This window comes from Candidatus Neomarinimicrobiota bacterium, from assembly GCA_016784545.1.
Classification (GTDB): domain Bacteria; phylum Fidelibacterota; class UBA8477; order UBA8477; family JABMPR01; genus JABMPR01.
Map to the genome: position 1 here is coordinate 12,106 of JADHUM010000001.1, position 26,377 is coordinate 38,482.

Annotated in this window: 22 protein-coding genes and 1 pseudogene; 6 read left to right on the forward strand and 17 right to left on the reverse strand. The window is 44.0% G+C overall.

Annotation, left to right across the window (positions count from 1 at the left end):
* Positions 1–27 precede the first annotated feature (27 nt).
* The 4 genes from ISR87_00065 to ISR87_00080 are packed head-to-tail and all read right to left on the reverse strand — an operon-like array spanning position 28 to position 5,085.
* Entirely contained in the window at positions 28–771 is a 744-nt protein-coding gene (locus ISR87_00065; GenBank protein MBL7023818.1) for an ATP-binding cassette domain-containing protein, read from the reverse strand.
* A gap of 1 nt (position 772) precedes the next feature.
* A complete protein-coding gene (locus ISR87_00070) occupies positions 773–1,858 on the reverse strand; it encodes an MlaE family lipid ABC transporter permease subunit (protein MBL7023819.1) in 1,086 nt (361 codons plus the stop codon).
* 26 nt (positions 1,859–1,884) lie between these two features.
* The gene (locus ISR87_00075) at positions 1,885–4,005 is read right to left on the reverse strand and encodes a membrane integrity-associated transporter subunit PqiC (GenBank protein ID MBL7023820.1); all 2,121 of its coding nucleotides are present in this window, start codon (positions 4,003–4,005) and stop codon (positions 1,885–1,887) included.
* Positions 4,006–4,020: 15 nt separating this feature from the next.
* Entirely contained in the window at positions 4,021–5,085 is a 1,065-nt protein-coding gene (locus tag ISR87_00080) for an MCE family protein (GenBank protein MBL7023821.1), read from the reverse strand.
* A 419-nt stretch (positions 5,086–5,504) separates the two neighbouring features.
* Here ISR87_00080 and ISR87_00085 point away from each other — a divergent pair, with 419 nt between their 5' ends.
* Positions 5,505–6,350 (forward strand): bifunctional methionine sulfoxide reductase B/A protein, encoded by an 846-nt coding sequence (locus ISR87_00085; protein ID MBL7023822.1) that lies wholly within the window; start codon positions 5,505–5,507, stop codon positions 6,348–6,350.
* Positions 6,351–6,366: 16 nt separating this feature from the next.
* Here ISR87_00085 and ISR87_00090 read toward each other — a convergent pair whose 3' ends face one another.
* The 13 genes and pseudogenes from ISR87_00090 to ISR87_00150 form a co-directional block, all read right to left on the reverse strand.
* Entirely contained in the window at positions 6,367–7,920 is a 1,554-nt protein-coding gene (locus ISR87_00090) for a sulfatase (GenBank protein ID MBL7023823.1), read from the reverse strand.
* 113 nt (positions 7,921–8,033) lie between these two features.
* Positions 8,034–9,248, reverse strand: a complete 1,215-nt coding sequence (locus tag ISR87_00095) for an NAD(P)/FAD-dependent oxidoreductase (protein MBL7023824.1) — start codon at positions 9,246–9,248, stop codon at positions 8,034–8,036.
* Between the two features lie 17 nt (positions 9,249–9,265).
* On the reverse strand, positions 9,266–9,976 hold the full coding sequence (locus ISR87_00100) for an RNA pseudouridine synthase (protein MBL7023825.1): 711 nt from the start codon (positions 9,974–9,976) through the stop codon (positions 9,266–9,268).
* Positions 9,977–9,996: 20 nt separating this feature from the next.
* Positions 9,997–10,569: a zinc ribbon domain-containing protein gene (locus tag ISR87_00105; protein ID MBL7023826.1), complete on the reverse strand. Its 573-nt coding sequence runs from the start codon at positions 10,567–10,569 to the stop codon at positions 9,997–9,999.
* A gap of 51 nt (positions 10,570–10,620) precedes the next feature.
* Positions 10,621–11,034 (reverse strand): hypothetical protein, encoded by a 414-nt coding sequence (locus ISR87_00110; protein MBL7023827.1) that lies wholly within the window; start codon positions 11,032–11,034, stop codon positions 10,621–10,623.
* 18 nt (positions 11,035–11,052) lie between these two features.
* Positions 11,053–12,064, reverse strand: a pseudogene (locus ISR87_00115) (pirin family protein).
* Positions 12,065–12,201: 137 nt separating this feature from the next.
* On the reverse strand, positions 12,202–12,567 hold the full coding sequence (locus ISR87_00120) for a VOC family protein (protein MBL7023828.1): 366 nt from the start codon (positions 12,565–12,567) through the stop codon (positions 12,202–12,204).
* A complete protein-coding gene (locus tag ISR87_00125; GenBank protein ID MBL7023829.1) occupies positions 12,560–14,179 on the reverse strand; it encodes an alpha-hydroxy-acid oxidizing protein in 1,620 nt (539 codons plus the stop codon). The genes ISR87_00120 and ISR87_00125 overlap by 8 nt, the downstream gene beginning before the upstream one ends.
* Before the next feature lie 49 nt (positions 14,180–14,228).
* Positions 14,229–14,753, reverse strand: a complete 525-nt coding sequence (locus ISR87_00130; GenBank protein MBL7023830.1) for a GNAT family N-acetyltransferase — start codon at positions 14,751–14,753, stop codon at positions 14,229–14,231.
* Positions 14,754–14,909: 156 nt separating this feature from the next.
* On the reverse strand, positions 14,910–16,079 hold the full coding sequence (locus ISR87_00135; protein MBL7023831.1) for a radical SAM protein: 1,170 nt from the start codon (positions 16,077–16,079) through the stop codon (positions 14,910–14,912).
* A gap of 144 nt (positions 16,080–16,223) precedes the next feature.
* The gene (locus tag ISR87_00140) at positions 16,224–17,591 is read right to left on the reverse strand and encodes a hypothetical protein (protein ID MBL7023832.1); all 1,368 of its coding nucleotides are present in this window, start codon (positions 17,589–17,591) and stop codon (positions 16,224–16,226) included.
* A gap of 14 nt (positions 17,592–17,605) precedes the next feature.
* On the reverse strand, positions 17,606–18,268 hold the full coding sequence (locus ISR87_00145) for a cobalamin-dependent protein (GenBank protein MBL7023833.1): 663 nt from the start codon (positions 18,266–18,268) through the stop codon (positions 17,606–17,608).
* Positions 18,269–18,299: 31 nt separating this feature from the next.
* On the reverse strand, positions 18,300–19,346 hold the full coding sequence (locus ISR87_00150; GenBank protein MBL7023834.1) for a hypothetical protein: 1,047 nt from the start codon (positions 19,344–19,346) through the stop codon (positions 18,300–18,302).
* Between the two features lie 158 nt (positions 19,347–19,504).
* Here ISR87_00150 and ISR87_00155 point away from each other — a divergent pair, with 158 nt between their 5' ends.
* The 5 genes from ISR87_00155 to ISR87_00175 all read left to right on the forward strand — a co-directional run bounded on the left by ISR87_00155 (position 19,505) and on the right by ISR87_00175 (position 26,369).
* Positions 19,505–20,365, forward strand: coding sequence for a helix-turn-helix domain-containing protein (locus tag ISR87_00155; protein ID MBL7023835.1), 861 nt, complete (start codon positions 19,505–19,507; stop codon positions 20,363–20,365).
* 138 nt (positions 20,366–20,503) lie between these two features.
* Complete coding sequence (gene ade, locus ISR87_00160; GenBank protein MBL7023836.1) at positions 20,504–22,153, forward strand: adenine deaminase; 1,650 nt, start codon at positions 20,504–20,506, stop codon at positions 22,151–22,153.
* Between the two features lie 90 nt (positions 22,154–22,243).
* Positions 22,244–22,705, forward strand: a complete 462-nt coding sequence (locus ISR87_00165) for a four helix bundle protein (protein ID MBL7023837.1) — start codon at positions 22,244–22,246, stop codon at positions 22,703–22,705.
* An 87-nt stretch (positions 22,706–22,792) separates the two neighbouring features.
* Positions 22,793–25,057: a xanthine dehydrogenase family protein gene (locus tag ISR87_00170; GenBank protein ID MBL7023838.1), complete on the forward strand. Its 2,265-nt coding sequence runs from the start codon at positions 22,793–22,795 to the stop codon at positions 25,055–25,057.
* A gap of 1 nt (position 25,058) precedes the next feature.
* Positions 25,059–26,369, forward strand: a complete 1,311-nt coding sequence (locus ISR87_00175; protein ID MBL7023839.1) for an amidohydrolase family protein — start codon at positions 25,059–25,061, stop codon at positions 26,367–26,369.
* The last annotated feature ends 8 nt before the right edge of the window (positions 26,370–26,377 follow it).

Consider the following 26,377-nt stretch of genomic DNA (forward strand, 5'->3'; position numbering starts at 1 on the left):
ACACAAATAAAAGTTATTTAGTAAGTATCAGAAACTTCCTACACGAAAGAAATTCTCCACCATTTCAAGCCCACAGCTTTTAGCTTCGGATAAACTCCCCTGGAACAGGATCTTGCCTTTATCCAGAAAAACAATGCGGTCGGCGATTCGATGGATGCTAGCCAGTTCATGGGTTACCACAACAATACTCATCTGTAACTGATCACGCAAAGTCAAAATGAGTTCATCAAGCGCGGCGCTGGTAATGGGATCCAGCCCAGCTGAGGGTTCATCACAAAACAGCAATTCCGGATCCAGAGCGATAGCTCGGGCAAGTGCGGCCCGTTTACGCATACCCCCAGACAGCTCTGAAGGAAGCTGAAAAGCAGCATGAGCCAGACCCACCATTCCTAATTTTACTGTAGCCATTCGACGAATCATTGCCTTATCGAGGTTTGTGTGCTGCTCCACTGGAATAGACATGTTGTCGAGAACGCTCAAAGAATTCAGCAAAGCCCCATTCTGAAAAAGGACCCCGATTCGTTGGAGGGTTGTCTTGACACCCTGCTCATCGAAGGTATTAAAATCCTGGCCAAAGAGCTTGACCTCTCCTTCATCAGGTATTACCAAACCCAGGATACTTTTTAGAAGTGTGGTTTTGCCGCTCCCGCTGCCACCGAGTATTACCGCGACCTCACCGCGATAGAAGTCAAGATCAATGTGGTCAAGAATGGTTCGATCACCAAAACGAGTCACCATGTTCTTGATTTGAATGATGAGTTCAGTAGTCATATCAGAGCATATATATCAGGCTGAAAAGTGCATCCAGGATTATTACAGCAAAAATAGAGCTCACAACTGCAGAAGTGGTCACACGACCCACACCTTCTGCTCCGCCCTGGACTCGAAAACCAAAATAGCTGCCAATGATGACAATGACTCCGGCGAAGAACAGACTCTTGCTTAGACCAACAAAAAAATCCTCCAGGGTTAAAACGCTCAATGTTTCAGTGAAATATGAGAGAGGAGTTAAATCTAGATATGTAATCCCGATTATAAAACCACCAATAATTCCCAGGATCATTGAAAGGATCACCAGCAGCGGCATACTAATGCAAAGAGCGATAAATTTCGGAACTACAACATAACGAATGGGATTAATGGCCATCATACGCAAAGCATCGATTTCCTCACTGACCTTCATTGAGGATATTTCTGCGGCAAAGGATGAACCGCTGCGCCCTGCAACAATAATGGCAGTCATCATGGGACCCATTTCGCGGACCATGGAGACAGCAATTAGATCTGCGACATAGATACTGGCACCAAATTGTCTGAGTTGAGCTGCCGATTGCAGCGCCAGGATTAGTCCCAATACCAAAGAAAGTAGAGCGATAATGCCAACTGCATCACTCCCAACAAGGAGGATCTGATGTAAAATCGCGCCTTTTCGACGACCTCTTCTACTGAATATTCCAACAGCGGACCAAAAGGTAACTTCGGAAATCAGCAGAACTAATTCACTGATGGTGTGGCGTAGGCTGTAGACCCCGGCTCCAAGCCTCTCGAAGAGACCAGTAGCTGGAGGAAGGGTGGGTAAGGCGTGATTTCTAGAGGTAAATGTTTCCAGGGATTGCCGATGTGTTTCTGACATATTTGTGAGTTTAGCTTCTGGACATTGTTGCTCAATGACCTGATCCAGAAATGCCACTCCAGCACTATCCAGCTTGGTGATCCCGGAAAGGTCAAGGCTGTTAATTCCGATGATTTTCATCCGTTTGAGCTGTTTGTGAATATCCGGAATCGAATCATGAGTCAGGGGGCCATTCAGATATAGGGACTGGGCTTCGACTTTAATATTTGAATTGTCTTGATCCACTTTTTAGCTATCTCGGAGATTATGCATTAGCGCAGGAAATAAGTTAACCTTACAAACAAAGCGTGACGATACTCTAGGTAGTCCTTCCCGTTTTCATCTTCCTTGTTGCGCAAGCGTATACGATCATCAATGGAAATATGTTTAAACACCTTGATGTTGAACACATTTTCCCAGTCGATGGTGGTTGATTCAGTATTGTCGAACGGGATCAGAAAATCAGCACTGGTGTAATAGGTCAGATTAAAGGGTAACTGAAAATTACCTACAATGGATATTTCAGTTCCTCTTTTGTTTAGAGATTCCCGAGAATTCCAGATTTTGTAGGTTACGCCATTGCTATCGATTTCAGTGACATCAGAAGGTAGAAAAACAGAATTGTAGTAGTCCTGGCGCAGACCTAGTCCAACACGGATGTTTAGGTTTGATCGCCCATTGTTCAAAGCTCGGAAATTTAGCCCCATCCCTTCTTTAAGGGTAAGCGGCATAAAACTGGGGCTAATCTGAACTGTTTTAACACTATGTCCATAAGCCACAATTTTATCCTCAAGATCCTTCTTGCGATAATTGATCGATTCTGTAAAATACTGAAACTCATTCAAAATATGGGATTCAACATCACCACGACCGTAAAGACCAAGATTCTTCATGAAATAGACCACCAACGTATTCCTGAAATAAAATTTGTCATTGGAAATACGAAACCCTGAACCTGTCTCTGAATCCTGTGTGGTTCCCAACTCAACAAGACTGCGCAGGGTGTAACTCCATGGGAAATCGTCATATGTGATTTTATTTTCAAACTGGGTGTTCAGGGTGATTGACGATTCATCCTGGTTCCGGCCTTTTTCATTGTCACCCACATAGGTGGCATTCCCAAAGACTGCGTTGAGAAAACGCCAGTTACCAGTTCGACCTGCAAGTTCATTTTCCTCAAGCAAACCTGCGCCAACTAGATTGTTCGGGGTGCCATCCTCATTGGTCCCCACCACAATGGTCAATTTCTGGTGCTGTCCTTCCTTCAGATAGACTGTTGAAAAATCCAGGTAGGTATTAAATGGCTCACTGTTGAGTGTGATTTTGTATAATCCCGGCTTTAGCAGCCAAACTTTTTGGGCTTCACCATATTCACGATCGACAGGGATATGGGTCCCATAACTCTCCCCATTTTCTGAGGAAAAAACCTCATATCGAACTTTGGCTACTTCTCTGCGTTCGTCAATAATGTCAACAATTAAAGTGCTCCAATCAGGCTTGAGAATAGTTTTATAGCGAGGAATGATCTCAATATTTTCCTGCTTTAATATTTGACTTGTGCTTCCAGACCCATATTCGATTTTATAGTTCCCTGCTGCCAACGGCATGCCTTTATCAGGAATTCCTATGCTCTCCTCGCCGGTTTCACTAATAATTTTATAGGGAAGCTCATTATCTGTTTCTGAAATGGCTGGAAAGAAAAGAATCCCCAACCCTTTTGACCCCCCGTCTAGAGAATCAATGAAGGTGGAATCTATTTCTGTGATCAGACGGTCTTCGGGCTTCTTTTCCGTTCCATTGAAATGTTGTATGACTTCCGTGAGAAAGTTGTCCGTCTCTTCAAGGATGGTTTCGTTGATGACCTGTACAAATGTTTCCATCTGATCATCGGCCAGGACCACCTCGCGGTTGACTGAATGTTCCACCGTATATTCCTTGGTACCCAGGCGCTGCAGAGTAAAATCCATATTCAAGCGCGAAGCTGTTAAATCTTCTGATTCATAGACCTCAATATTGTTGATCTTTGCCCGAATCTCATAATCAGGACGTGAACTCAGAAACTCGCGGGCCACCTGTCTGAAAATGCCATAGCGACTGATGCGTTTTGTCATAAGACTTGGGATGATTTCAGTTAGGTCAACCGCCCAAATATCGTTTTCAGAGTAGGTGATCCGCGGTCCAAAATGGCGAATGACTATTTCTCTGCGGTTATAGGTATTGGGAATGGTTACATCGCTTACCTGCACCGCGAAATTGAATGGCTCTTTTTGAAATAATTCCCGTTTCTCCGTATGCTGAAAATATTCCAGCACATAGTAATTCCTTGATATGGGTGCCTGGCTGGCGCAGGAGATGAACAGAAATGTCAGCAGCGCTGCATGGAAGCGTTTCATTGCATCACCTTGATTTTAACGTTTTGAGCGCAGCAGGAGCGAAGGATCATCATTCACTTTTCGTGAAAACTCACTCAAATATTCTGCGGATAATTTTAAAGATTCAATAGATTTAATCAGATCCGGACGTGTTTTTAGAATAGTCAGATCAATATGGGTAAAGGTTTCATTTACTGTATTTAGTGTCTTGTTAATATCAGCGACAATAACAGCGATGTTAGCATCAGCCAGGTTGTCACTAAAAATTGCTGCATTATTTAGTACCGTATCCAACCGGCTCAAGCTCTGGCGGGTTGCAACCATAAAACTGGCCATGGCCAGGCTTGCAGAGTCCATTTGACTAAAAGTTTTTTGTAGCGGAGCGCGACTTTCCTCAATGAGGGAATTTGTGTTTTTTAGCGCCAGACTGAGCGTGGCTCGATTTTCATCAATGAGTTGATTAAATGAATTGATGGTCTGCTTCAGGTTTTTGCGATTTTCTGCAAGGAGGGCATTCATGTTTCCCAAACTGGCATTGAGCACTTCTCGGTTCTCAGCAACCAGATCCTGAGTACTTGTAAGGATATTACCCACCTTAATGCGATTGTCTTCTGAGGTTAAAGCGATAAAGTTGTTCAAGAGGACTTCAAATTTTTCGGCAATCAATTCTGCCTTCCCCGTAATATCCTCCATATAGGAGGTACCCGGCTGGATATTGGATCCCGGGCTGAGTAGTTTGGCTTCATTGGTACCACCGGTTAACTCCACTTGCTTTATTCCAGTAATACCCACACTGACCAGGGTGGCCAGTACATCTTCCTTGATGGGTGTGCCCTTTTTCAGACTGAGCTTCACCGTCACATTATTAATGTCATTGTTATCAATACTGATATCATCCACCTGACCAACATTAATACCGTAATATTTGACCGAACTTCCTGACTGTAAACCAATAACGGAAATGTTGCTGTATTGAATAAAGTAGTGGTCCCGTTTCTCCAATAAGCTTTTTCCTGCGACAATTACCAATGTCACCAGTAACAATACCGTGGTAATAAATAAAAATATGCCTAAGCGGATTTTTTGTGCACCGGTAACCATAGCCTACCTTTCCGAGATATCCCACGAACATTTGAGCATCGAGACTGCGTCGCCTTATTAATCTTGCTTAACGCATGCCCTGTTGAATTATTTTTCCTCACGATTCCGTGGAGTGATCAGAACAATATAAACCGAAAAAATGATGGTTCTGATAGAGTTCTGAAGTTTGTTTGTTTAAATCAATTGAATTGGTCTTCTAGCAAGAATAAAAGCAGGAAAACTGTTTATTGACCTGATACTTAATGTAAAGTGGAACTATTTTTATCATATATCGTAAAGAAGCGCATGTATATTGTGGTTAGATTAATTAGAAAGAGGAGGCCATGCGAAGCCAAAAAGAATCGAAGTGCTGCCCAAAATCATTGGCCATCCTGCTTATTAGCCTATCATTTTTTAACTGCAACCAAGCGCAGGAGCCTATGAAATACAATAAATTGACCCCGGAAGAACAACGAGTGATCCTCAAAAAAGGCACTGAAAGACCATTCAGTGGTAAATATGAGCATCATGAAGATACTGGAACGTATACCTGTAAACAGTGTGATGCTCCCCTCTATCAGTCCAGTGATAAATTTGATGCCCAGTGTGGCTGGCCCAGTTTTGATGATGAAATCCCAGGTGCTGTAAAACGTGTAACTGATGCAGATGGACGGAGAACTGAAATTCTTTGTTCAAATTGTGGTGGACATCTCGGACATGTTTTTCTGGGGGAAGGATTTACTCCCAAGAATACCAGGCATTGCGTGAACTCAATTTCTTTAAATTTTGAACCAGTGGAGATACACATGGAAAAAGCTATTTTTGCATCGGGTTGTTTTTGGGGTGTTGAATATCAACTTCAAAAACTGGATGGCGTCATCTCAACCAGCGTGGGCTACACCGGTGGGTTTCTGCCTAACCCTACCTATAAACAAGTTTGTACTGGAACCACAGGACATGCTGAAGCTGTAGAGGTTGTTTTTGACCCAAAAAAAGTAAGTTATGAAACGTTAGCAAGACTGTTTTTTGAGACCCATGATCCTACTCAGGAAGATGGACAGGGTCCAGATTTGGGAACGCAATATCGATCAGGTATCTTCTATCTCTCTGAAGAACAGAAGGCTACGGCTGAAAAGCTTATCGGCCTGCTTGAAAAGAAGGACCTGGATGTGGTAACGGAAGTGACCCCCGCCAGTGAGTTTTATTCTGGTGAGGATTATCATCAGGACTATTATATCAAGTCAGGTGGTACACCCTATTGTCACACCTACACAAAGAGATTTTGAATAAATATTCTCTAAACTAGGATTTGTCTATTTCAACATCCCCATAGAGTTTTTGCAGTCTGACTAATTCTTGTTTGGTCTCCTGAACGATTTTGGCATAAGCCGGATCTGAATAAACATTGTTCATTTCAGATGGGTCTTTCTCCAGATCAAACAGTTCCCAGAAACCATCTTCCTCATAATAGTGAATCAACTTGTAACGTTCGGTTCGAACCCCATAGTGCCGTCTCACATCATGCCAGCCATGGGGATGCTCATAGTAGTGGTAGTATATGGAATCTCGCCAATCCGCAGGTGGATTTCCCCTCACAATGCCCCGTAATGAATGGCCCTGCATCTCAGCTGGAATCGCAATCCCGGCAAAATCAAGGAAGGTGGACGAAAAATCCAGATTCATAACCATATTATCAGATACCTGACCTGGCTGAATCTCCTGGGGGTAGCGCATTACCAGGGGCATGCTCAATGATTCTTCATACATAAACCGCTTATCATACCAGCCATGTTCACCAAGATAAAAACCCTGATCTGATGTATACACAACCAGCGTGTTCTCAGCCAGACCATTTTGATCAAGATAGTCAAGTACGCGACCAACATTTTCATCAACGGACATGATGCAGCGTAGATAATCTTTGAGATAGTGCTGATATTTCCAGTTTAGTAATTCATCGCCAGTAAGTTTGAGACGCTTAAACTCCTCATTTACTTTATCATAGTGGGCATCCCAACCAGCCTTCTGCTCATCTGTCATCCGATTGTAGGTACTTTTCCAGGTCTCGGTGACCTTTTCTGCAAAAGATTGCTTGCCACCAGAGCCTGTTTCTTTTTCGATTGACTCGGCGTGAAGCTTCAAATCGAAAGTGAGATACATATCATCAATACGCATATCAGCCTCACCTGCTGCTATCCGACCTACATATTCATCATGAAAATTTGCGGGAAGGGGAATTTCCTGATCGGTGTAGGCATCCAGATGTTTCAAGTTGGGCATCCAGTTGCGATGGGGCGCTTTATGATGGATTAGCATACAAAATGGGTTTGACTTATCCAACTTGTCCAGGGTCTCAATGGCCTGGTCAGTGATAATGTCAGTGGCGTACCCGATGTGGGTTTTCTTTTCGCCATTTTCGTTAAATTCTGGATTATAGTATTGCCCCTGACCCTTGAGAATATTCCAATAGTCAAACCCTGTTGGCTCAGTCTTCAGATGCCATTTGCCGACAATTGATGTGTGGTAACCTGCCTTTTGAAGCAGCTTGGGAAAGGTGAGCTGGCTGCCGTCAAAGGTGCAACTATGATCCAACATCCCATTTAAGTGTGAATACTTTCCGGTGAGCAGGGTAGCTCGACTGGGTCCGCAGATAGAATTGGTGACAAAACTGTTCTGGAATCGAACACCCTCAGATGCAATACGATCAATATTAGGGGTCTGGATCAAGGAGTCGTTATAGCAACTGATAGCCCGCTCGGCATGATCATCACTCATAATGAAAATGATGTTGGGGCGAACCTTCTTCATACACGAATTCAAAAATAAGTTTGGCGCCATCAAAGCAGTGGTACCCATACCTACGGATTTGAGAAATTCTCTGCGTGTTGTTTTCATAGTCTCCCCTTTTCTATACTGTCTGAACTGACAGTTTACACATTGATAATATTAAGCCTATATCAGAATATGTTTTAATTAAGTTTTGCAGCAATAAAAGCTGTGGTCCAGGCTGCCTGGAAATTATAGCCACCAGTAATGCCATCAATATCCAGAACCTCACCGGCAAAATACAGATTTTTACATACTTTGCTCTCCATGGTTTTCCCATCAATACTGTCCAGGCTTACTCCTCCGCAGGTCACAAACTCATCCTTAAAACCTGTTTTTCCAGATACTTTATATGAGTCGTTGGTGAGAGCTGTAACCAGCTTATTCAATCCCTTATTGCCAAGCTCACTCCACTTTTTCGTCGGAGACAATCCACTTTTTTGAAGCAGATAGCGCCACAACCTATCTGGCAAACCGAAGGGTCTTATGTTGGGTAGGAGCTTACAGGCATGTTCTGCAACCACTTCCTTTAACTGGATCAAAACGAGTTCATGATTGGCTTGATCCAGCCAATTGACTCTGAGATTAAAATTATAGTCTTTTTCATTGAAAATTCTGGCTCCAAAAGCTGAAAGCTTCAGAATAGCTGGCCCACTAAATCCCCAATGCGTGATGAGTAGGGGTCCTCTTGTTTTCAAACTGGTGCCTGGTATGCTGACCAGCACCGGATCTACTGCAACACCCGTAAGCTCAACAATGGATTCATCGGGCATATTGAATGTGAACAGGGATGGTACAGGTTCCACAATGTGATGCCCAAGCTTTGCCAACCACTCCAAACCCTCAGATTTAGGTGATCCACCACTTGCCACAATCACCTTATCAAAAGTCCTGGGGCGTAAATCCTGACGGGAAAATTCCAGTTTTAACTTATTCCCTATAGGAGAAATAGCTTGAATGCCAGACCAATACTCACAGGCAATACCCTTTGCTTCCGTCTGGTCCATAAGGCAATGAATAATACTTGTAGAATCCTGGGAAACTGGAAATACGCGCATATCTTCCTGGACAAAGAGCGGCACACTCCGAGATTCAAACCACTCCATCGTATGTTTGGTGTTAAAAATTTTTAATGCTTTTTTCATGAGTGCTTTGCCCCGGGGATACCCGCTGGCCAGCACGCTGATAGATGTATTGCCATTGGTGATATTACATCTCCCCCCACCGGATATCTTGACTTTGGCCAGGGAGAAATGTGTTTTCTCAAAAATAACCACATCGGCGTCTGGATAATTTTCTTTAACGGATATGGCTGAAAAATAACCTGCTGCTCCTCCCCCGATGATGGCAACATCCACGTCATTATCCTTTACGATTATTTGTTCAGAAGATACTGGAAGTAGCTGGGAATTTTTGCCTCAAAGGTCATTCTTTGTTTTGTGCCTGGGTGTTTGATGTTGATGGATCCTGCATGGAGGGTCAATCTCTTTATACCTTTAGCACTATCGCCATAGACTTTATCTCCAGCTACGGGACAGTTAATATCAGCGAATTGAACGCGTATTTGATTTTTTCGACCAGTGATCAGATCAATCTCGACCAGGCTATATCTTTTAGACTCCTGGAGAACCTTATAACCTGTTTTGGCAAGCTTGCCCACTTTTTGATCCTCAGTGGAATACATTTTGTAGACCACATTTTCAGCCAGATATGAAGAAAGGATACCCTCCTTCTCATCAAGATTCCCATGAATTACTGCATAGTATTTTTTACTGAAATTTTTCCACTCTTCCTGCAAATAGCGTTTGTTCTTTTCACTTTTTGCAAAGACCAGGACACCTGAAGTATCTCGATCTAAACGATGAACTATATAGATTCGTTTTCGAGATTTTGCATTCCCCTTGCGGACATAATTGTTCAAGACAAAATAGGCTGTTCTATCACGGGTTTTAGCATTACTCATAGACAGGAGGCCACTCATCTTATCAACAACCAGAATATCGTTGTCTTCAAATAAAATGGTGAGCCCTCGTGGCTGGTGACGCTTGGAAGGTTTTTTGGTTTTCTTAGTTTCGAAAGGATCCATGGGTTTAGAATTTACCTTAATTATACTTTAAGAGTAGAAGGATCTTGGAAATAATCTCGTTTGAAATATACATAGGCTACAAAACCCCACCATGCAATCAGTGTGGCAACAACAGTCAATGCAGAAGCCTGGGCCACGACATCTTGCCCCCCGGCTCCCATCATCTCACCGTATTCACTTAAGAGGCTGGATGTAGCCTGACCATACATGATAAAGAGAAGCCTGTCAACCGTGTAGATCAAGGTTCCTGAAAACAGCATTTGAAAACCCCAATATTTTGCAGTCCACAAGCCCAATCCCACGCCCCCATATATTCCCAGGTATAAGAGGTGGTAAACCACTGCCATAAACCCCGCGCGCTCAGCACCAAACAAGGATACTGGAGAACCAATTGTAACAACCTCTATCAATGCCGAGATGAAGAAAAAGAAAGCTGCAAACCTCATGGTAAAACGTGGTCCTATGAGACCACCAGATTCAGAACTTTTTCCTGCAGAGGGCGGTATCCAGAGATCATTTTCTTTCATTGCTGAACAGTAACGGCAAAAAATTGCACCATCCTGGATTTCTTCAGCACAATATGGACATTTCATTCAGCACACCTCATGGTTTGGTGAGAGTATAATACTATTTCCCCCTTTTCCTCAATGAAGCTTAAGACCTCCAGCGAATAATAATTGTTTCTCGCGACCCTTTATCTGATCAATATCGTATGAATAGTGAAAATTTGTGTAATCATAATCCATTTTTAATTCAAAATAGAATTCTGTTGAGTAGCCTGGTTTTAGGGGTTCACGGACCACAAAATTCTGAGAAAGTAGCACTTTTGAAGAATCCAGAGAATCTGCTCCGGCGTATATTTCAAATTTGAAGATAGATGAGGTGATATTATGGGTGCCATTATTCTGAATTTTACCTCTGATATAATCCCTATCCATATTGACTTCAAAATCGCTGATCTCCACCTGGGTAAACTGATCCCTGGGGATGGCATTATCATCCATTTGGGAACAGGTCATAAAGAGAACTGCTGGTAACATCATCAGGATTGATTTCATTCTAGTCAAAAATCAGCCTCAGGATTCCTTGATTTCTTCTCTACCATCAGCGTATCTGGCAAATCTGCCCTGACCTATAGGGTTTACGGGGTCATTTCTGTCCCAGGGCCATCCTCCAAATTGTGTCGACCTAAAATCATCAAAGGCTTTCTGAATCTCAGCCTGAGTGTTCATGACAAAGGGTCCATATCGAACCACGGGTTCGTCAATGGGCATGCCTTGCAGGAGAAGTATCCGTGACTGCTCCCCTCCATTTTTGATCTTGACTTCATCTGGCGTTGTCAGTTCTACGGCATGATATCCTGGGATTTTTTGACCAGTAATATTTATGGAGCTGCCCTGGTAAAAGTAGAGGTCTCGATTTACTCCCGCCTTACTCGATGGGAGAACGAACTCAGCCTCCGCCTCCAGTGTGATCACCCAGATTGCTACCTGGTTTGTTGATTGGGCTGCCCAGGAGTCAGGTGCAGGAGCCGGTGCAGATGTTTTTTCAAAATTGCCGGCAATGACCCGGGTTTCTGTTTTTCTTCCATCTTTGTCATGAGATTTGATGACAGGAATGGATTCTGACCAGAGCATTTTAAATGCTGGTTCTGCAGTTTTTGACCTTGCTGGAAGATTTATCCAGATTTGAAACAGTTCCATGGGATTGGGTTGGTTTTCGTGAACCAGAGGGAACATCTCTGAATGCTGTAGACCACTTCCAGCAGTCATCCACTGCACATCTCCATTCCCATAGCGACCAGCAGCTCCAGCTGAGTCATGGTGATCTACCAGGCCATCCAATACGACAGTCACTGTTTCAAACCCTCGATGCGGGTGAGCAGGGAATCCTGGTATCTGACGACCATGATACATATTCCAGCCATCTTTTTGGTCGAAATCCTGACCTATATTGCGTCCAGATAACGAAGCTGACGGACCCATTTTTTCCATCACCTACAGGATAGGCATCGTTATGATGAACACAGAAGAGAAAGGGGTCTCTGGTTTTCCACATGAATCCCAGGGGTTTTATGTTATTGATCATAAATTATTACTTCCTTTTATCCCCCGAGATACAAGCCTAACAGGCCTCAACATGAATCGTTGAATGGTACGCAGAAAACTATTCTTGATGCTTTGAGATACAAGGTGGATATAGGGCAGGAAGCCTGGAATTTTTGCTCATTCTGATTTTATGGGCTCAGCCCAAACAGCAAATTCGTTTCCATTGGGATCGGAAAAGTGAAACCGTCTCCCCCCAGGGAATGAAAATATTGGTTTAATGATCTTACCCTGGGCCTGTTCAACTTTCGCAAGCGTTTCCTCGAGTGCATCACTATAGAAGACAATAAGCACACTTCCTGAACTCGTCTCAGCTGTCAGATCTGACTTAAAAAACCCGACATCAATCCCTGCATTGGCACAAGCGACATAATCAGGTCCATAATCAACAAAGGACCAATCAAACGCCTCCCCGAAGAAGGTTTTGGTCTGCTCCATATTTTTCGCAGGAAATTCCAGGTAGTTTATTTTTTCATGATTACTCATGTAATATTCCTCCATAAGTTACGCCACTGAGGTCTGCCATCTCGCGTTTCCAGGTGGTGAGATCAGTATGATTAAATTGATTTAAATGAGTGTGTCCACAGGCTCTTGCCATGACTTGCATTAACTCAGTAGACGCTCTGAAAAAGTTGTTCAGCTGTTGGGCTCCTTTTTCAATTTTAATGCGTGCTCTCAATTCAGGTTTCTGAGTGGCGATCCCCACGGGGCAATTGTTGGTGTGGCAAGCGCGCATTCCGAGACACCCAATGGCCTGGATAGCAGAGTTGGAAACTGCTATGGCATCAGCACCCAAAGCCAAGGCTTTAATAAAATCTGCTGGTAATCGAAGTCCTCCTGTGATAACCAGTGAAATATCCTGACGACCCTGCTGATCCAGATAACGGCGAGCACGAGCGAGAGCTGGTATGGTTGGTACAGATATATTGTCTCTGAATATGAGCGGTGCTGCACCGGTTCCTCCGCCTCTACCATCCAGAATGATGTAGTCAACGCCAATATCCAGAGCTGCCTGAATGTCCTTTTCAATATGCTGGGCTGAAAGTTTTACACCAATGGGGATTCCACCGGTAGCTTCTCTGACCTCCCCAGCAAACTGTTTATAATCTTCCAAGTCTTCCCAATCTGGAAATCGAGGTGGTGAAATGGCTGGTTCTCCCTCAGCCAGGCCACGGACTTCAGCGATTTTACCTTTAACCTTGTTCCCTGGGAGGTGACCACCTGTTCCCGTTTTTGCGCCCTGGCCGCACTTAAAATGAAAGGCCTGACATTTTTGGACCTTATCCATGGAGTAGCCAAATCGAGCTGAAGCCAATTCGTAGAGATAACGGCTATTGGCTGCCTGTTCATCGGGAAGCATGCCGCCTTCACCTGAGCAGATGCCGGTTCCTGCCAGTTCGGCGCCTTTTGCCAGGGAAACTTTGGCTTCTTCAGAGAGGGCGCCAAAACTCATATCTGAGACGAAAAGAGGTCGGTCCAGAACCAGTGGTTTCTTTGCATTTGGACCAATAATTACCTGGGTTCCAACTTGGGTCTCATCCAAAAGGGGTACTTTATGCAGTTGAGCTGTCAACAATTGAATATCATCCCAGCTGGGTAGCTCCTGTCTGGGAACACCCATGGCGTCAACGCGCCCATGATGCCCTGTTTCACTGAGTCCTTTTTCGGCCAAATGTTGAATGTATTGGGCATGTGGTTCTTCTGGAGCACCGTGAACGTCCTGATATAGCCCCTGATACGCATCTCGGTTATAGGGCTGAGGATTTTGGATTTCCCAGGCTTTAATCTCATCTTCATCTACCCAGACTTGCCCATCCTCAACCCATGCTGTAAATTTATGAAGTTTTTCTTCATTATTGTAGGCACTAACCCCTGACTTATAATTGTAATCCCAATTATGCAAGCCACAGATGAGGTCATCCCCCTGAATATGTCCATCTGCCAGCAAAGCGCCCCTGTGGTGACACCTCCCATAGAGAACTGAGACCTCATCTTTATCTTGAAATCTGGTGATAACCAGATCAACATTGGCAAGCATGGCATAGACTGGCACCAGTGGTTCAAGTTTATCCCATGCAGCGATGGCGATTTTATTCATATTTTGGCTCTTTCGGTTAATATTTCAGGGATTTATCTAATCAATCTGCTCAATTTCCTTTGGCCGCTCTTTGCCAGGTAATCCGGTTCAAATTCATTCTCAGAAGCGTCCATTTATCATTTTCCAAATTTGGAATGGTTATGTATGGCTCGAATCCAAGCTGCTTGTAGCAATGCACGGCTGTTTTGTTAAACTTGAATACACCAAGATCAAGATTGTCCAGTGCCAGATCATTGAATGCAAAATTCAGGGCTGACTGAATCATTGATTTGCCCCAGCCCTTACCTCGATGATTTTTGGGACCAATAAGTATTCTGGCAAGTACGCCACGCTTCTCAACATAATCCACAGCCATGATTTCAACATGACCAACTGTGACGCTGTTTAACATCGCTTTGAACATGAAATGGGAAGGATGAGCGCCTCTGGTTTTTTTGAGAGTACGATTAAGTTGCGCTTCATCCAGGGGAAAAACATACTCCGGGCCGGCCCATTGCAATAAAAAATCAGAATCTGGTATCCAGTCAATCAGTCTCTGGATATCGCTTGTTCCAAATATTTCCAATGTAATCATTGATACCCGGTTCCTTTTCAAATCTCTGAATAACCAAGCGCCCCAAACTCTAATTGATAGAGCAGGACGCTATAACATTCTTTCCGTGTATACAATAATATTTTTATGGAATCATTGTGTCTTCAAGCTTACACATAACCAAGTGGATTAGATATTTTAAAACCCCATTAAACCACAACAGCGGCTGCACTGAGGCAGGGTTCCCCCTTCTTTATTCAGAAGGGTTCTGAATTCACGAAAACGGTCATTGTTCCACAACTCGAGTATGGGGGTTTCCTGAATGTTACCCACTTTTACATCAATATAATCTCGGCAGGTCACAACATCTCCGTTTGGCATGATATCAATCATCAAGTAGGGAGCAACGCAGGGACCATAACCCAGGAAGTTTTCAGGCTCCTCATAGTAAGGAATAAGCTGGTCAGGTTTAATAAAGGGTACGGGAAACCAGCCAAAGGGATATTTCTTTTTAGCAATTTTCTCCAGGCTTGCTTTCACCCCTGGCGCATTAATCCTGGTGTTTTGTCCGATATAGGATTTCCAGGTATTAGCATCTACATCCATTTCTGTTTTAAGAATACTGGCGTGTTTCTCACCAATTTCCTGGGTGGTGAACCAGGAGAGATATAAAATGAGGCCATCGGGACCAAGCTCAGCGGCTGTATCAAACATTTCTGATAGATGATCTTGATTGGTCTCAGACACGGTAGAGGAAAGCAAAAAATAGGGGTCGGGTTTTCGCCCCCGTTCTTCAAGCAGCAATTTTATTCCACGAGCTGTTTTCTTAAAGGTTCCTGGAACGCCGCGGGCTTTATCATGAATCGCCTCTGGTCCGTCAAAAGAACAGGTGAGCATATCCCATTTCTGTTCAACAATCTGCCTGGCATTGCGTTCAAGAGAGGCGCCATTGGTGATCACATAGACGTAGCAGCCCTTTTCTTTGATATATGCTGTAAGCCTGAACAGATCCTTATATAAAAGGGCTTCCCCTCCTGTGATATAGAAAATTGGTTTATAGTGAGATGTGTCATCAACCACTTTTTTATAATGTTCAAATTTCAGCTCCGAAAGCAGATAGTCACCCTCACCCTCATTCATATATCCAGTATCACCAAATTGTCCGCAAATGGCACAGCGCTGATTACAACGATTGGTGATGCGCAAACTGATTTGATAAGGAGGTCTTCGGGCAAATCCGTTTCCGGCTTTCAGGTCACCTTGAACATGGAGGTGTTTACGCCAGGCAGCACGAGTAACAACAGGTAGGTATTTTAATCTGGGTGCCAATGCTTTGGCGAACATTCCAATGGGGAGGCGACTTAACATGTGAAAACCTTTTCAGAATAATTGGTTAAATTGATTCAACTCAATGAGCGTCAGTTCAAGCTGTCAATTTCTAGTATTAAATATTGCTCGGCTTTGATTATAGCTCAAGATTACCTAAAACAATTAAATTTTATGGATCAAAGATTAGAATCCATAGGCTTCTGGTATGAAATATTGTCCATATCCCTTGATGAGGTATTCCAGAGCCTCTGATTCGTTTTTGGGTAATGATTCCAGAGCTTGGGGGACACTTTGTAACCAGCCTAGATCAGCATCTTTGATCTTAAGCGTTTTCTGCTTATGGGCGGTGATAATTGATTCGTAGGCTACTTCTATGGCTGCTTTAGTTTGCAGATATCCATCTGTTTGACCAATAATGGCACCTGCTATTTTAATCACAGTTTCAGGTTCAAGCATGAGAGCTTCGGGACTGTACTCCAGATCACTTTTCACCAACATGTCTCTAAGGGCAATTGGATTAGATTGAGATGCCGTATTAAACAAACGACAATCATAGGCCAATAATTCCATAAAGGCTTCAGGAGCTGAGCCGCTGAGAAGTTGGATGTTCTGTACTGACTCATTACTCCATAGATCTGCCATGGCTCCGGCTATGTTTCCCAAAGGGCTGAAGTGAGCACAACATGAAGATCGGCCTTCCATGCTGATGGGCACACCTGTGATGGCCTTGATAATTGGACCCTCGTAGGCGCAATCCTTTGACGGACCCACTGCTCCATGTTCAAAGGCAGCCAGACTTCGGGGAGCAGACGCGGCTCTATCCAGGGCAGCCAGAGATGAGGGCAACATGCCCCGTCCTGCCAGTTGCATGGCGGTATTTGAAAATCCACATGCTGTATCGCCACCTGCAACGACACCATGCCTTTCTGCGATTTCAGTAATCTCTTCCCATAACCAGGCAACGTCCCGGAAAGCCAGGACGCCAAGACTGGCAACGATTCCTGATAAATCTGCATAGAGCAAAGCTTGATCGTGAACCTCTTTTCCACCCACAGACTCAATGGACAAAATATCAGCACCTGCCTGGGCAGAAAGTTCGAAAGCGTTGCGAGTATGCTCCCAGCTTTCACCCCTTCTCAGCAGAGGCGGCTTGTCAGCATCGCGCAAATCAACCACTGTAACACGCAACGCATTGGGGATGCCCGAAGCTTTAAAGAAATCATCAAGCTGTTTTTTGATTAGCATGGTGATTTCAGCACCCCACTCAGGATGCATAGTCATAACAGGAAGTTGCTCAAACTCAATGACCAGACCTGGCACTTCAAGTGTTCTGGCTCGGTGGATGACACTTTCACATATACTGGTGTAGTGGTCTAGTACTGTTTTCCAATTTGCTTCATTTATGAGTATTGTTGGGAGGGTAAAATTGATTTCCGGGATTACCAGACCATTACCAATGACGAGACCATTCCCGCAGTGCACTTTTTTTGGGGATACGCCGAAAATTAGATCTTCCGGGTTACTAATAGCTAGCGAAGTATATCTGCTCATGATAAAATCTCCAATTATCGGGTGCGGAGAGACCGGGCAAAACTGTGTGGATCCCGAAAGTAGCCATCGGCACCAATTTCTTCTGAGAACATCTGTGAGACTGGAGCTCCTCCAATGAACACCCGTGTCTTTGGATTTCTGTTCTTTAGAGCCATAATCACCTCCTCCATATTTAGCATGGTGGTAGTCAGCAATGCACTCAGCCCCACCAACGCCTGAGGATTCGCATCAACTGCTGTTACAAATTCGTCAGCGCTGACATCTGTCCCCAGATCGATAACATCCCAGCCATCTCCTTTCAGGATCATTTTGACTAAATTTTTACCTATATCATGGAGGTCGCCCCTGACGGTTCCCAGAACGAGGGTACCCGTTGACTTTATCTCTCCAGATTCAAAGAATGGGCGTAGATGTTCCATAGCCGCATTCATAGCCTGAGCAGAAATGAGCATGTTGGCGATAAAGGCTTCACCCCTGGAAAACTTTTCCCCAATAACACTCATCCCCAGTAAAAGACCTTTGTTCAAAATCTCATTGGGAGCAATACCGAGTTTAACTGCCTGGGCAGCAAGTTCATCGGCACCATCCATTCCAATCATATCCGCAGGCCGAGGTGTATTTTTGTTAATTTTTCCAACTGCAACCATATGACCTAATCGAGCCAAAATATTGTCCATTGCTCTATCCTTTGATAATTCTATCAAGTTATTAAAATTCACTTCTTGCAGATATCATGGCGAAGTAATTCTCATCAGGTATATAGTCAGGAATGCTATTCCCAGACCCCAGAGCGTAGCCACCTCGTGCCATACCGATTCGGAGCATCTCTAGCGATCTTTGCTTAATTGATTCGGTGTCTTTCCTTGCCAGAAAATCCATATCGATACCACCGAGAATAGCTATGCGATCTCCCCATTCCTCATAGGCATCTTCAACTCTAGTGATTTGGTCCTCGAAAGAGTGCTTGGCATCATACTGCATATCATCTATGACATCATCCATGACATCCTTGAGCTGGCCGCAGGAATGCAGGATGGCTGACTTCCCTGATTCGTGTATCGCAGTAACGATTTTTTTATGCCATGGAAAGACCCAGCGTCGCAACATTTCGGGTGAAAACATGGTCTGATTTTTAAAGCCCCAATCATCATTTACGATACAGGCACCTACCGTTTCGATACTGGCAACGATTTCATAGAATTTTAGTAATCTGGAACCAACAGCATCAAAGATTTCTGTAGTCAACTCTTCATCTAGAATTGTCATGAGACTCAATGCTTCGAACCCAACCAGATCAATGACATTTTCCAAAAGTCCGCCATTTCCACTAGCTATCAACTTCATACCTTCTGGTAGCTCGGGCTTCAAATCCAAATACAGGTCATAGTCTCCGACATTTGGGTCCGGCCACAGGTATTTATCAAAGCTCTTGTGGTCTGTAATCATGCATCCGGAGTTTAAAGATTTACTTTTCTTTTCCTCAATTTCACCCTTGGGAAAACTCAATGTATTGGTACGAAAACCTGATACCGTTGCATAATCATATCCTGCTCTATGGAAAGCTTTGATAATCCGGCTGAGTGGCGCCAGACGCTGTGTCCTGTTTTCTTGAATTTCTCCAGACAAGATGCCCAATAAACGATCATTGATACCAAACTCAAAAAGTGTAGGTCGACCAGGGATTTGACGGGCCAGGACCTGGCTGATATTATTGAAATCTGCTGCTGTCCTGGTCACTGGAAAATTCGATGTCATGATTTTACCTCTTTTAATTGATATCAATTTAGGTCCTTTGCAGCACAAGAACTTCCACCCCATTTGCAAAGAATTACACTATTTTGATGTTTTTATGTGTTTAATCAATATAGTGTGTTATCATTAGCATAAATTTTTACTGCAAGGCCAATGAAGATTTGAAGTTAAAACAAGAGAAAATCATCTTTCCTGTAAGAAGTGCTTTTAAGGCTATTAAGTACTCTGTCCCATATTTCGACATGTCATTTCATCATCATCCTGAATTTGAACTTGTGTATATCGTTAGCGGTACTGGTACGCGAAACATTGGAGCGTCTGTTCATCGATACAAAGCTGGTGACATGGTGTTTATTGGACCTGATCTGGCTCATGTCTGGATGAGTCCCAAGGTATACTTCACTGAGGATTCCACTCATATTGTTGAATCCATCGTGGTTCAATTTTCTAAAGACCTTCTAACATCAATGCTTGATATTCCAGAATTTCTCCAGATCAAAACACTGTTGGAAAGAGCGCATCTTGGGATCAAGGTCGGCCAGAAGGCTGTGGCAGAAATTGCAGAACTCCTGGAGGCATTATTAACTCATAAGGGAGTTGATCGGATACTGGAGCTAATAAAAATTCTGGATTTATTGTCCAGAGACAATCAACAAGTTTTACTAAACACGCCAGATATTCTTCCAATTTCAAGCAAGTCAGGTGGACGGATTAATGCAGTGCATCAGTTTGTTCTTTCCTGTTCAGATCAGAATATAAGTAGTCGGGATGCAGCCCGCCTGGCGAACATGGACCATGCTTCCTTTTGCCGATTATTCAAATCCAAAACTCAAAAGACCTTTACTGAATTTCTGAACGAAACTCGAATTGATCAGGCCTGTCAGCAGTTACTTAGACGACAAAAAACGGTTACCAGCATTGCCTACGACTGTGGATATAAAAATCTTGGGCATTTTTATAAACAGTTCAAGAGAATTATGGCTATGACACCGCAAGAGTATGTTCGGGATTCAGAGAATTGATTGCCGGAAAGAACCCTTGAGGTATATGCGAATGGTCAACTTTTCTTTCTCTATATTCAGATATCAGACTAAATTACAGACCGGCTCAAAAAGAAACCGACTAGAATTGATCATAAACATGTACTTGAGATTGAGACCATGACATATAACTCCTTTTCCCTCTCTGGAAGCATTGTTGATGTTTTAAATCAACGTGTTTTTTCCGGTACTATCCATATTGAAAACGGCAGAATTAAGTCTGTAATTGAAGAAGCCGTTATCGAAACCCATCATATCCTACCAGGGCTCATTGATGCCCACATTCATATTGAAAGTTCCATGTTGGTTCCAACTGAGTTTGCCCGTGCTGCCGTTATTCATGGAACAGTTGCCACCGTTTCTGATCCCCACGAAATTGCCAATGTTCTGGGTATGAGAGGTGTGGAATTTATGCTGGACAACGCAGGTCAAACACCCTTCAAATTCCATTTCAGCGCACCATCCTGTGTGCCGGCTACCCCTTATGAAACCGCCGGCGCTGAGTTGTCCGCATCGGAGATAGAATCTCTTTTAGCAAGACAAGATATTGTCAGTCTCTCAGAAATGATGAACGTGCCCGGCGTCCTGAATGATGCCGCAGATGTGACCGAAAAATTGAAACTCGCCAGGGTTGCCGGGAAAGTTGTTGACGGTCATGCACCAAGATTACGGGGCGCGGCAGTTAAAAAGTATGTGGAATCAGGAATTAGCACTGATCATGAATGTTTCAGCCTGGAAGAAGCCCTGGAGAAACTGTCGCTGGGGATGAAGGTGCAGATTCGTGAGGGTTCTGCTGCGCGCAATCTTGATGATTTGATGTCCCTCCTCAATGAACATTATAAAGAATGTATGCTGTGCAGCGATGATAAACACCCTGATGACCTTGCTGAAGGACATATTAATGAGATGGTCAGACGCGCCATCGCAGCCGGAATAGACCCCCTGAAAGTGTTGTGGAGTGCTACAGTTACACCAATCAAAACCTATGGTCTTGGTGTAGGACTATTACAAACAAATGACCCGGCTGATCTAATCATTGTAGATAATCTGACCGACTTTAATGTTCTCAGCACATATATAGATGGAAATCTCGTCGCAGAACAGGGTGCCACAAGGCTTGTATCTCAGCCAGTTATCGCCGTGAATCGCTTTGAAGCAGAACGTCAAAAACCTGCAGCTTTTAAAATCAAAACAAGTCTCTCTGATGTACCAGTGATTGAGGTTATCGATGGCCAGCTCGTAACCAATAAGTATATGTGGCAACCAGAGTTGGATTCAGACGGATTTATCAAGACGAACCTGGATGAAGATATCTTGAAAATCGCTGTTTTGAATCGCTATTCGATTTCCCAACCTGCTGTGGCATTAATTCGAAATTTTGGACTAAAAGAAGGTGCCATCGCGTCCTCCGTTGCCCACGATTCACATAATATTGTAGCAGTGGGTGCTTCAGATGAAAGCCTGGCGAGGGCCATTAATTTGATTATTGAGAACAAAGGTGGCATTTCAGCGGTTACCAACACCCATGAACACATCCTGCCTTTGCCTGTTGCTGGGATCATGTCTGACAATGATGCTTTTGCGATTGGGAAACAGTATGGGAAGATGGATGATCTGGCTAAAAAGATGGGCTCACAACTCAGTGCACCTTACATGACATTATCCTTTATGGCACTTCTGGTTATCCCGGATATCAAGCTCAGCGATAAAGGTCTTTTTGATGGGGAAAGCTTTCAATTTATGGATGTCTTTGAGAATGGGTCTGGGTAGGTTTAAGGGTATAAGGGTTTAAGGGTATAAGGGTATAAGGGAATAAGGGAATAAGGGAATAAGGGAATAAGGGAATAAGGAGCTTAGTTAGTGGTAGAAGAGAATCAAGATTACCAAATTATGGATGAAACAGTTTTGCTTGATAGTTCTATCTCTGAACCAAAGAATGGATATCAGAACCAGAAAGATTTTACTACACTTATTGCATGGCAAAATGCTCGAGAGGTAAAATTGTTTTTCTATAAGAAAGTGATTCCCCTACTCCCAGCTTCAGAAAAATATGCCCTTAGCAGCCAAATCCAACGAGCCGCAGTCAGTATTACTGCTAATATTTCTGAGGGATATGGCAGATTTCATTATAAAGAAAGTGTACAATTTTATAGAATTGCCCGAGGCTCATTGTATGAGCTAAAAGACCATCTCATCACCAGTCTAGATTTGGAATATGTTGATAAAAATATTGCGGTAGAGGGGTTCACACTCATAGAAAAAACAAAGATAAGTCTAAATGGTTTTATTAATCTTATCCGATCAAAATATGAGAAGCGATAGCCCCTCAATGGCCATTTTCACTCTATACCCTTATACCCTTTACCTTCGAGAATGCTGGTCACATATACGAACTGTTTGGTTACTCCAGTGAACTCTCCCAAAACAGGAATAGGTGCCAGACTCCAACGCATTGATGCTCGTGGTAAGACTACTGGTGAAACCAAGTTTCTGACTGATATCAAAGTGGATAATATGCTACATGCAGCACCCGTTTTCTCGCATGTTGCCTCTGGACATCTGCTGGGAATTGATACTGTCGTGGTTGAGAATGACCCTGACTTTATTGCCTTTTTCTCTGCAAAGGATATCCCTGGTGAAAATCAGGTCGGTGTCATTCTGGAAGATCAACCGCTTATGGCCGATGACGTGGTTAGATACATTGGCGACAGTGTCGGTATACTCGTTGCCAGGACAGCTGAATCAGCCCAACGTTTATCCAGGTTGGTGATGATAAACATTGAACCCTCCCCTCCCATTTTCTCAATCAATGATAGCCGGGATGCAGCTGATAATTTTATACATGAAACCAATCTTGCCTGTAAGCATCAGGTAAAACGGGGAGATCCTGATAGTGCTTTTAAAGAGGCGGATCACATCATCGAGGCTCGTTTTGAAACACCCTTTCAGGAGCACTATTATCTTGAACCTCAGGCCTGCATCGCCCAGGTGACACCTGAAGGCGGAATTGACATTCTGGGATCCATCCAGTGCCCCTTCTATGTTCAAAAAGCGGTTTCCAAAGCTCTCGCCATTCCCTTTGCCAAGATACGAGTGGAACAAGCGCCCACGGGAGGTGCATTCGGAGGCAAGGAGGATATTCCCTCTGAAACCTGTACTCGAGCAGCCCTGGCAGCCCTTATTCTCAAGCGCCCCATCAAAATGGTATATGATCGAACCACAGATGTTCAACTTACCAGCAAGCGCCACCCTTTTCAAATGCACTACAAAGTCGGTGTCTCTAACTCCGGGAAACTGCTTGCCGCAGAAATACTCCTGGAGGAAAATGCTGGAGCGTACGCCACCCTGTCATCCGTAGTCTCTTATCGGTCAGCCATGCAGGCCATGGGTCCGTATGTCATTGATAATATCTCAGTCGAATCTAAATCCTATTACACCAATCTGCCTCCCACTGGAGCGTTTCGTGGTTTTGGGTCACCCCAGGCAGCCTTCGGTCATGAACGCATGATGGATGTCATTGCAACGGAGCTGAATATTGACCCAATTGAAATACGCCTACAAAATATTTTGAAAGTTAATACTCAAACCCTCACAGGCCACCTCCTGAAAAGCAGCGTAGGTGCGGAAGAAACACTTCATACAGCTGCCGAGGCTAGCGATTGGACAAATCGGGAATTTGAAAATGATGCCCGCTGGAAAACAGGCTATGGGGTCTCTCTCATTCACTATGGCAATTGTCTCGGTGCGGCCGGTTGGTTTATGGATGGTAGTGGAGTTAAAATAAAACTACACCGTGATGGGTCTATTTCAGTGGCATTTGGTCTTGTTGAAATGGGACAGGGAGCCCTTACCATCGTCCAGCAAATGACTGCTGAAGCCCTGGGTGTGGAACCCTCGAGAATTACCGTTTTGCCAACAGATACGGACCAGGTACCAGATAGTGGTCCATCAGTAGCCAGTAGAAATGTTGTGATGACAGGAAACGCGATTCGTGATGCGGCGAGAAAATTACTCCCCATCCTGAAAGAAGCCGCAGCAGAACTCATGCAATGCGATTTGAAGGAGATTGGTATTGAGAATGGTCTGGTAAGCAATGTCAGGAATAAAGAGATCTTAAGTTTTTCAGAACTTACTAATTATCTCTATTTGTCCAACCGCCCTATGGATGTGTTGGGCTGGTGGCACGTGCCTGAACTCGAATACGATCCAGCTATGGGAGTCGGTGAAGCTTATTTTACATATTCTTACGCTACACAGATAGCCCGAGTAAAAGTGGATACCCTGACTGGAGTGGTGAAAGTGGTTAAGATCTGGGCTTCCCATGATGTGGGAAGAGCCATTAATCCAGCTGGTCTGGAAGCTCAAATCGAAGGTGGGACCGTCCAGGGAATTGGTTGGGCACTCACAGAGGATTTCATAGTTGATGAGGGGCGGGTGCTCACTGATAACCTCACGACCTATCTCCTGCCAACAGCTATGGATGTAGGTGAAATCGAATCAATTCTGGTTGAAGCCCCTGAACCTGAGGGCCCCTGGGGCGCCAAAGGTATTGGGGAACCCGCCATCATTCCAACAGCCGCAGCCATCGCCAATGCAGTGAGTAATGCCCTGGGGAAATCAGTTACTCACATTCCAATAAAACCAGAGTACATTTTAGAAATGGTAGGTGATTGAAATGGGACAACTCTTACTGCATAATTTGCGCATTATCGATCCATTTGGTGAAAGAGAGTTTCTGGAGCATGCTTCCATTCTCATTGAAGATGAAGTCATCAAATTTGTAGGACGCGGCTTCTCACATGTTGGCTTTGAGGGGCAAATTTTGGACATGGAGGGCAAAACGGTCCTGCCTGGAATTATCAACGCCCATACCCATCTTTACTCAACTTTGGCCCTGGGAATGCCACCACCCCAGAAAACCCCAAAAAACTTTGTTGAACATCTCGAAGAAGTCTGGTGGAAACTTGACCGAGGACTGGACAAAGCTTCTACCCGGGCCTCCTTTGAAGCAGGACTGATGGACTGTATTCAGAATGGTACAACCACCATCATTGATCATCATGCAAGTCCTAACCTGGTTGAGGGATCGCTGGATATCCTGGCTGATCTGGCGGAGTCATTCGGGCTTAACATCAGTCTTTGTTTTGAATGTTCGGACAGAAATGGCGAGTCCAACTTTAAGGATGAGTTGATAGAAAACATCCGCGCAATGAAGAAATATGCCACCAACCCTCATGTCTCTCCACGGCTCGGGCTTCATGCTTCATTCACATTGTCAGATGAGTCTTTGGAGCTGGTTAGCAAACACTTGCAAAAATTCCCTGAATGCGGCATTCACATACATGTCGCCGAAGATCTGGCGGATGAAAAAGACGCCCAGGCCAGGGGATATCGTTCAGTTATTCAGCGTCTGGATGATTTTAATCTCTTATCCAATCAATCCCTGATTATTCATGGTATCTTTATGTCTCGTGAAGATCGCCATATCTTATTGAAACATGGCTGCAAGCTGATTCACAATCCTTCGTCCAACGCTAACAATCAAGTCGGTGTTCTGGAGACGGAGATCATTGAATCGATGACTCCTGGATTGGGTACTGATGGCATGCAAAACAATATGCTAAAAGAAGCCAAGGAAGGTACACTCATCCGTTCAGCCACCGAGAGCCCGGCGGTAGATTATCTAGAACTTCTTTTTCACAACAATCCCGATATTGCCGTGAAAATTTTCGAAAAACTTATAGGTCACATTGAAGAAGAAGCGCAGGCTGACCTGGTCTTTTATGATTATAAACCCCGTACTGATTTAAACGCTGACAATTTTGGCAGTCATCTTCTCTTTGGATTTGGAAAACCCAGTGATGTCATGACTCGAGGTGAATTCCGGATGCGAAATAAACACCTGGTCGGCATTGATGAATCCCGGATTCGCGAAAATGCCCGCAAACAGAGCAAACGCCTCTGGTCCGCAATGAAGGCACTGTAAGTACATTA

What these genes read in the sequence shown, in the direction of transcription:
- ISR87_00175 (MBL7023839.1), top strand. Translation starts at nt 25,059, where the DNA reads ATGGGACAACTCTTACTGCATAATTTGCGCATTATCGATCCATTTGGT.
- ISR87_00065 (MBL7023818.1), bottom strand. Translation starts at nt 771, where the DNA reads ATGACTACTGAACTCATCATTCAAATCAAGAACATGGTGACTCGTTTT.
- ISR87_00085 (MBL7023822.1), top strand. Translation starts at nt 5,505, where the DNA reads ATGAAATACAATAAATTGACCCCGGAAGAACAACGAGTGATCCTCAAA.
- ade (MBL7023836.1), top strand. Translation starts at nt 20,504, where the DNA reads ATGACATATAACTCCTTTTCCCTCTCTGGAAGCATTGTTGATGTTTTA.
- ISR87_00150 (MBL7023834.1), bottom strand. Translation starts at nt 19,346, where the DNA reads ATGACATCGAATTTTCCAGTGACCAGGACAGCAGCAGATTTCAATAAT.
- ISR87_00100 (MBL7023825.1), bottom strand. Translation starts at nt 9,976, where the DNA reads ATGGATCCTTTCGAAACTAAGAAAACCAAAAAACCTTCCAAGCGTCAC.
- ISR87_00105 (MBL7023826.1), bottom strand. Translation starts at nt 10,569, where the DNA reads ATGAAATGTCCATATTGTGCTGAAGAAATCCAGGATGGTGCAATTTTT.
- ISR87_00135 (MBL7023831.1), bottom strand. Translation starts at nt 16,079, where the DNA reads ATGTTAAGTCGCCTCCCCATTGGAATGTTCGCCAAAGCATTGGCACCC.
- ISR87_00110 (MBL7023827.1), bottom strand. Translation starts at nt 11,034, where the DNA reads ATGAAATCAATCCTGATGATGTTACCAGCAGTTCTCTTTATGACCTGT.
- ISR87_00080 (MBL7023821.1), bottom strand. Translation starts at nt 5,085, where the DNA reads ATGGTTACCGGTGCACAAAAAATCCGCTTAGGCATATTTTTATTTATT.
- ISR87_00130 (MBL7023830.1), bottom strand. Translation starts at nt 14,753, where the DNA reads ATGATTACATTGGAAATATTTGGAACAAGCGATATCCAGAGACTGATT.
- ISR87_00090 (MBL7023823.1), bottom strand. Translation starts at nt 7,920, where the DNA reads ATGGGTACCACTGCTTTGATGGCGCCAAACTTATTTTTGAATTCGTGT.
- ISR87_00075 (MBL7023820.1), bottom strand. Translation starts at nt 4,005, where the DNA reads ATGAAACGCTTCCATGCAGCGCTGCTGACATTTCTGTTCATCTCCTGC.
- ISR87_00125 (MBL7023829.1), bottom strand. Translation starts at nt 14,179, where the DNA reads ATGAATAAAATCGCCATCGCTGCATGGGATAAACTTGAACCACTGGTG.
- ISR87_00140 (MBL7023832.1), bottom strand. Translation starts at nt 17,591, where the DNA reads ATGAGCAGATATACTTCGCTAGCTATTAGTAACCCGGAAGATCTAATT.
- ISR87_00120 (MBL7023828.1), bottom strand. Translation starts at nt 12,567, where the DNA reads ATGAGTAATCATGAAAAAATAAACTACCTGGAATTTCCTGCGAAAAAT.
- ISR87_00145 (MBL7023833.1), bottom strand. Translation starts at nt 18,268, where the DNA reads ATGGACAATATTTTGGCTCGATTAGGTCATATGGTTGCAGTTGGAAAA.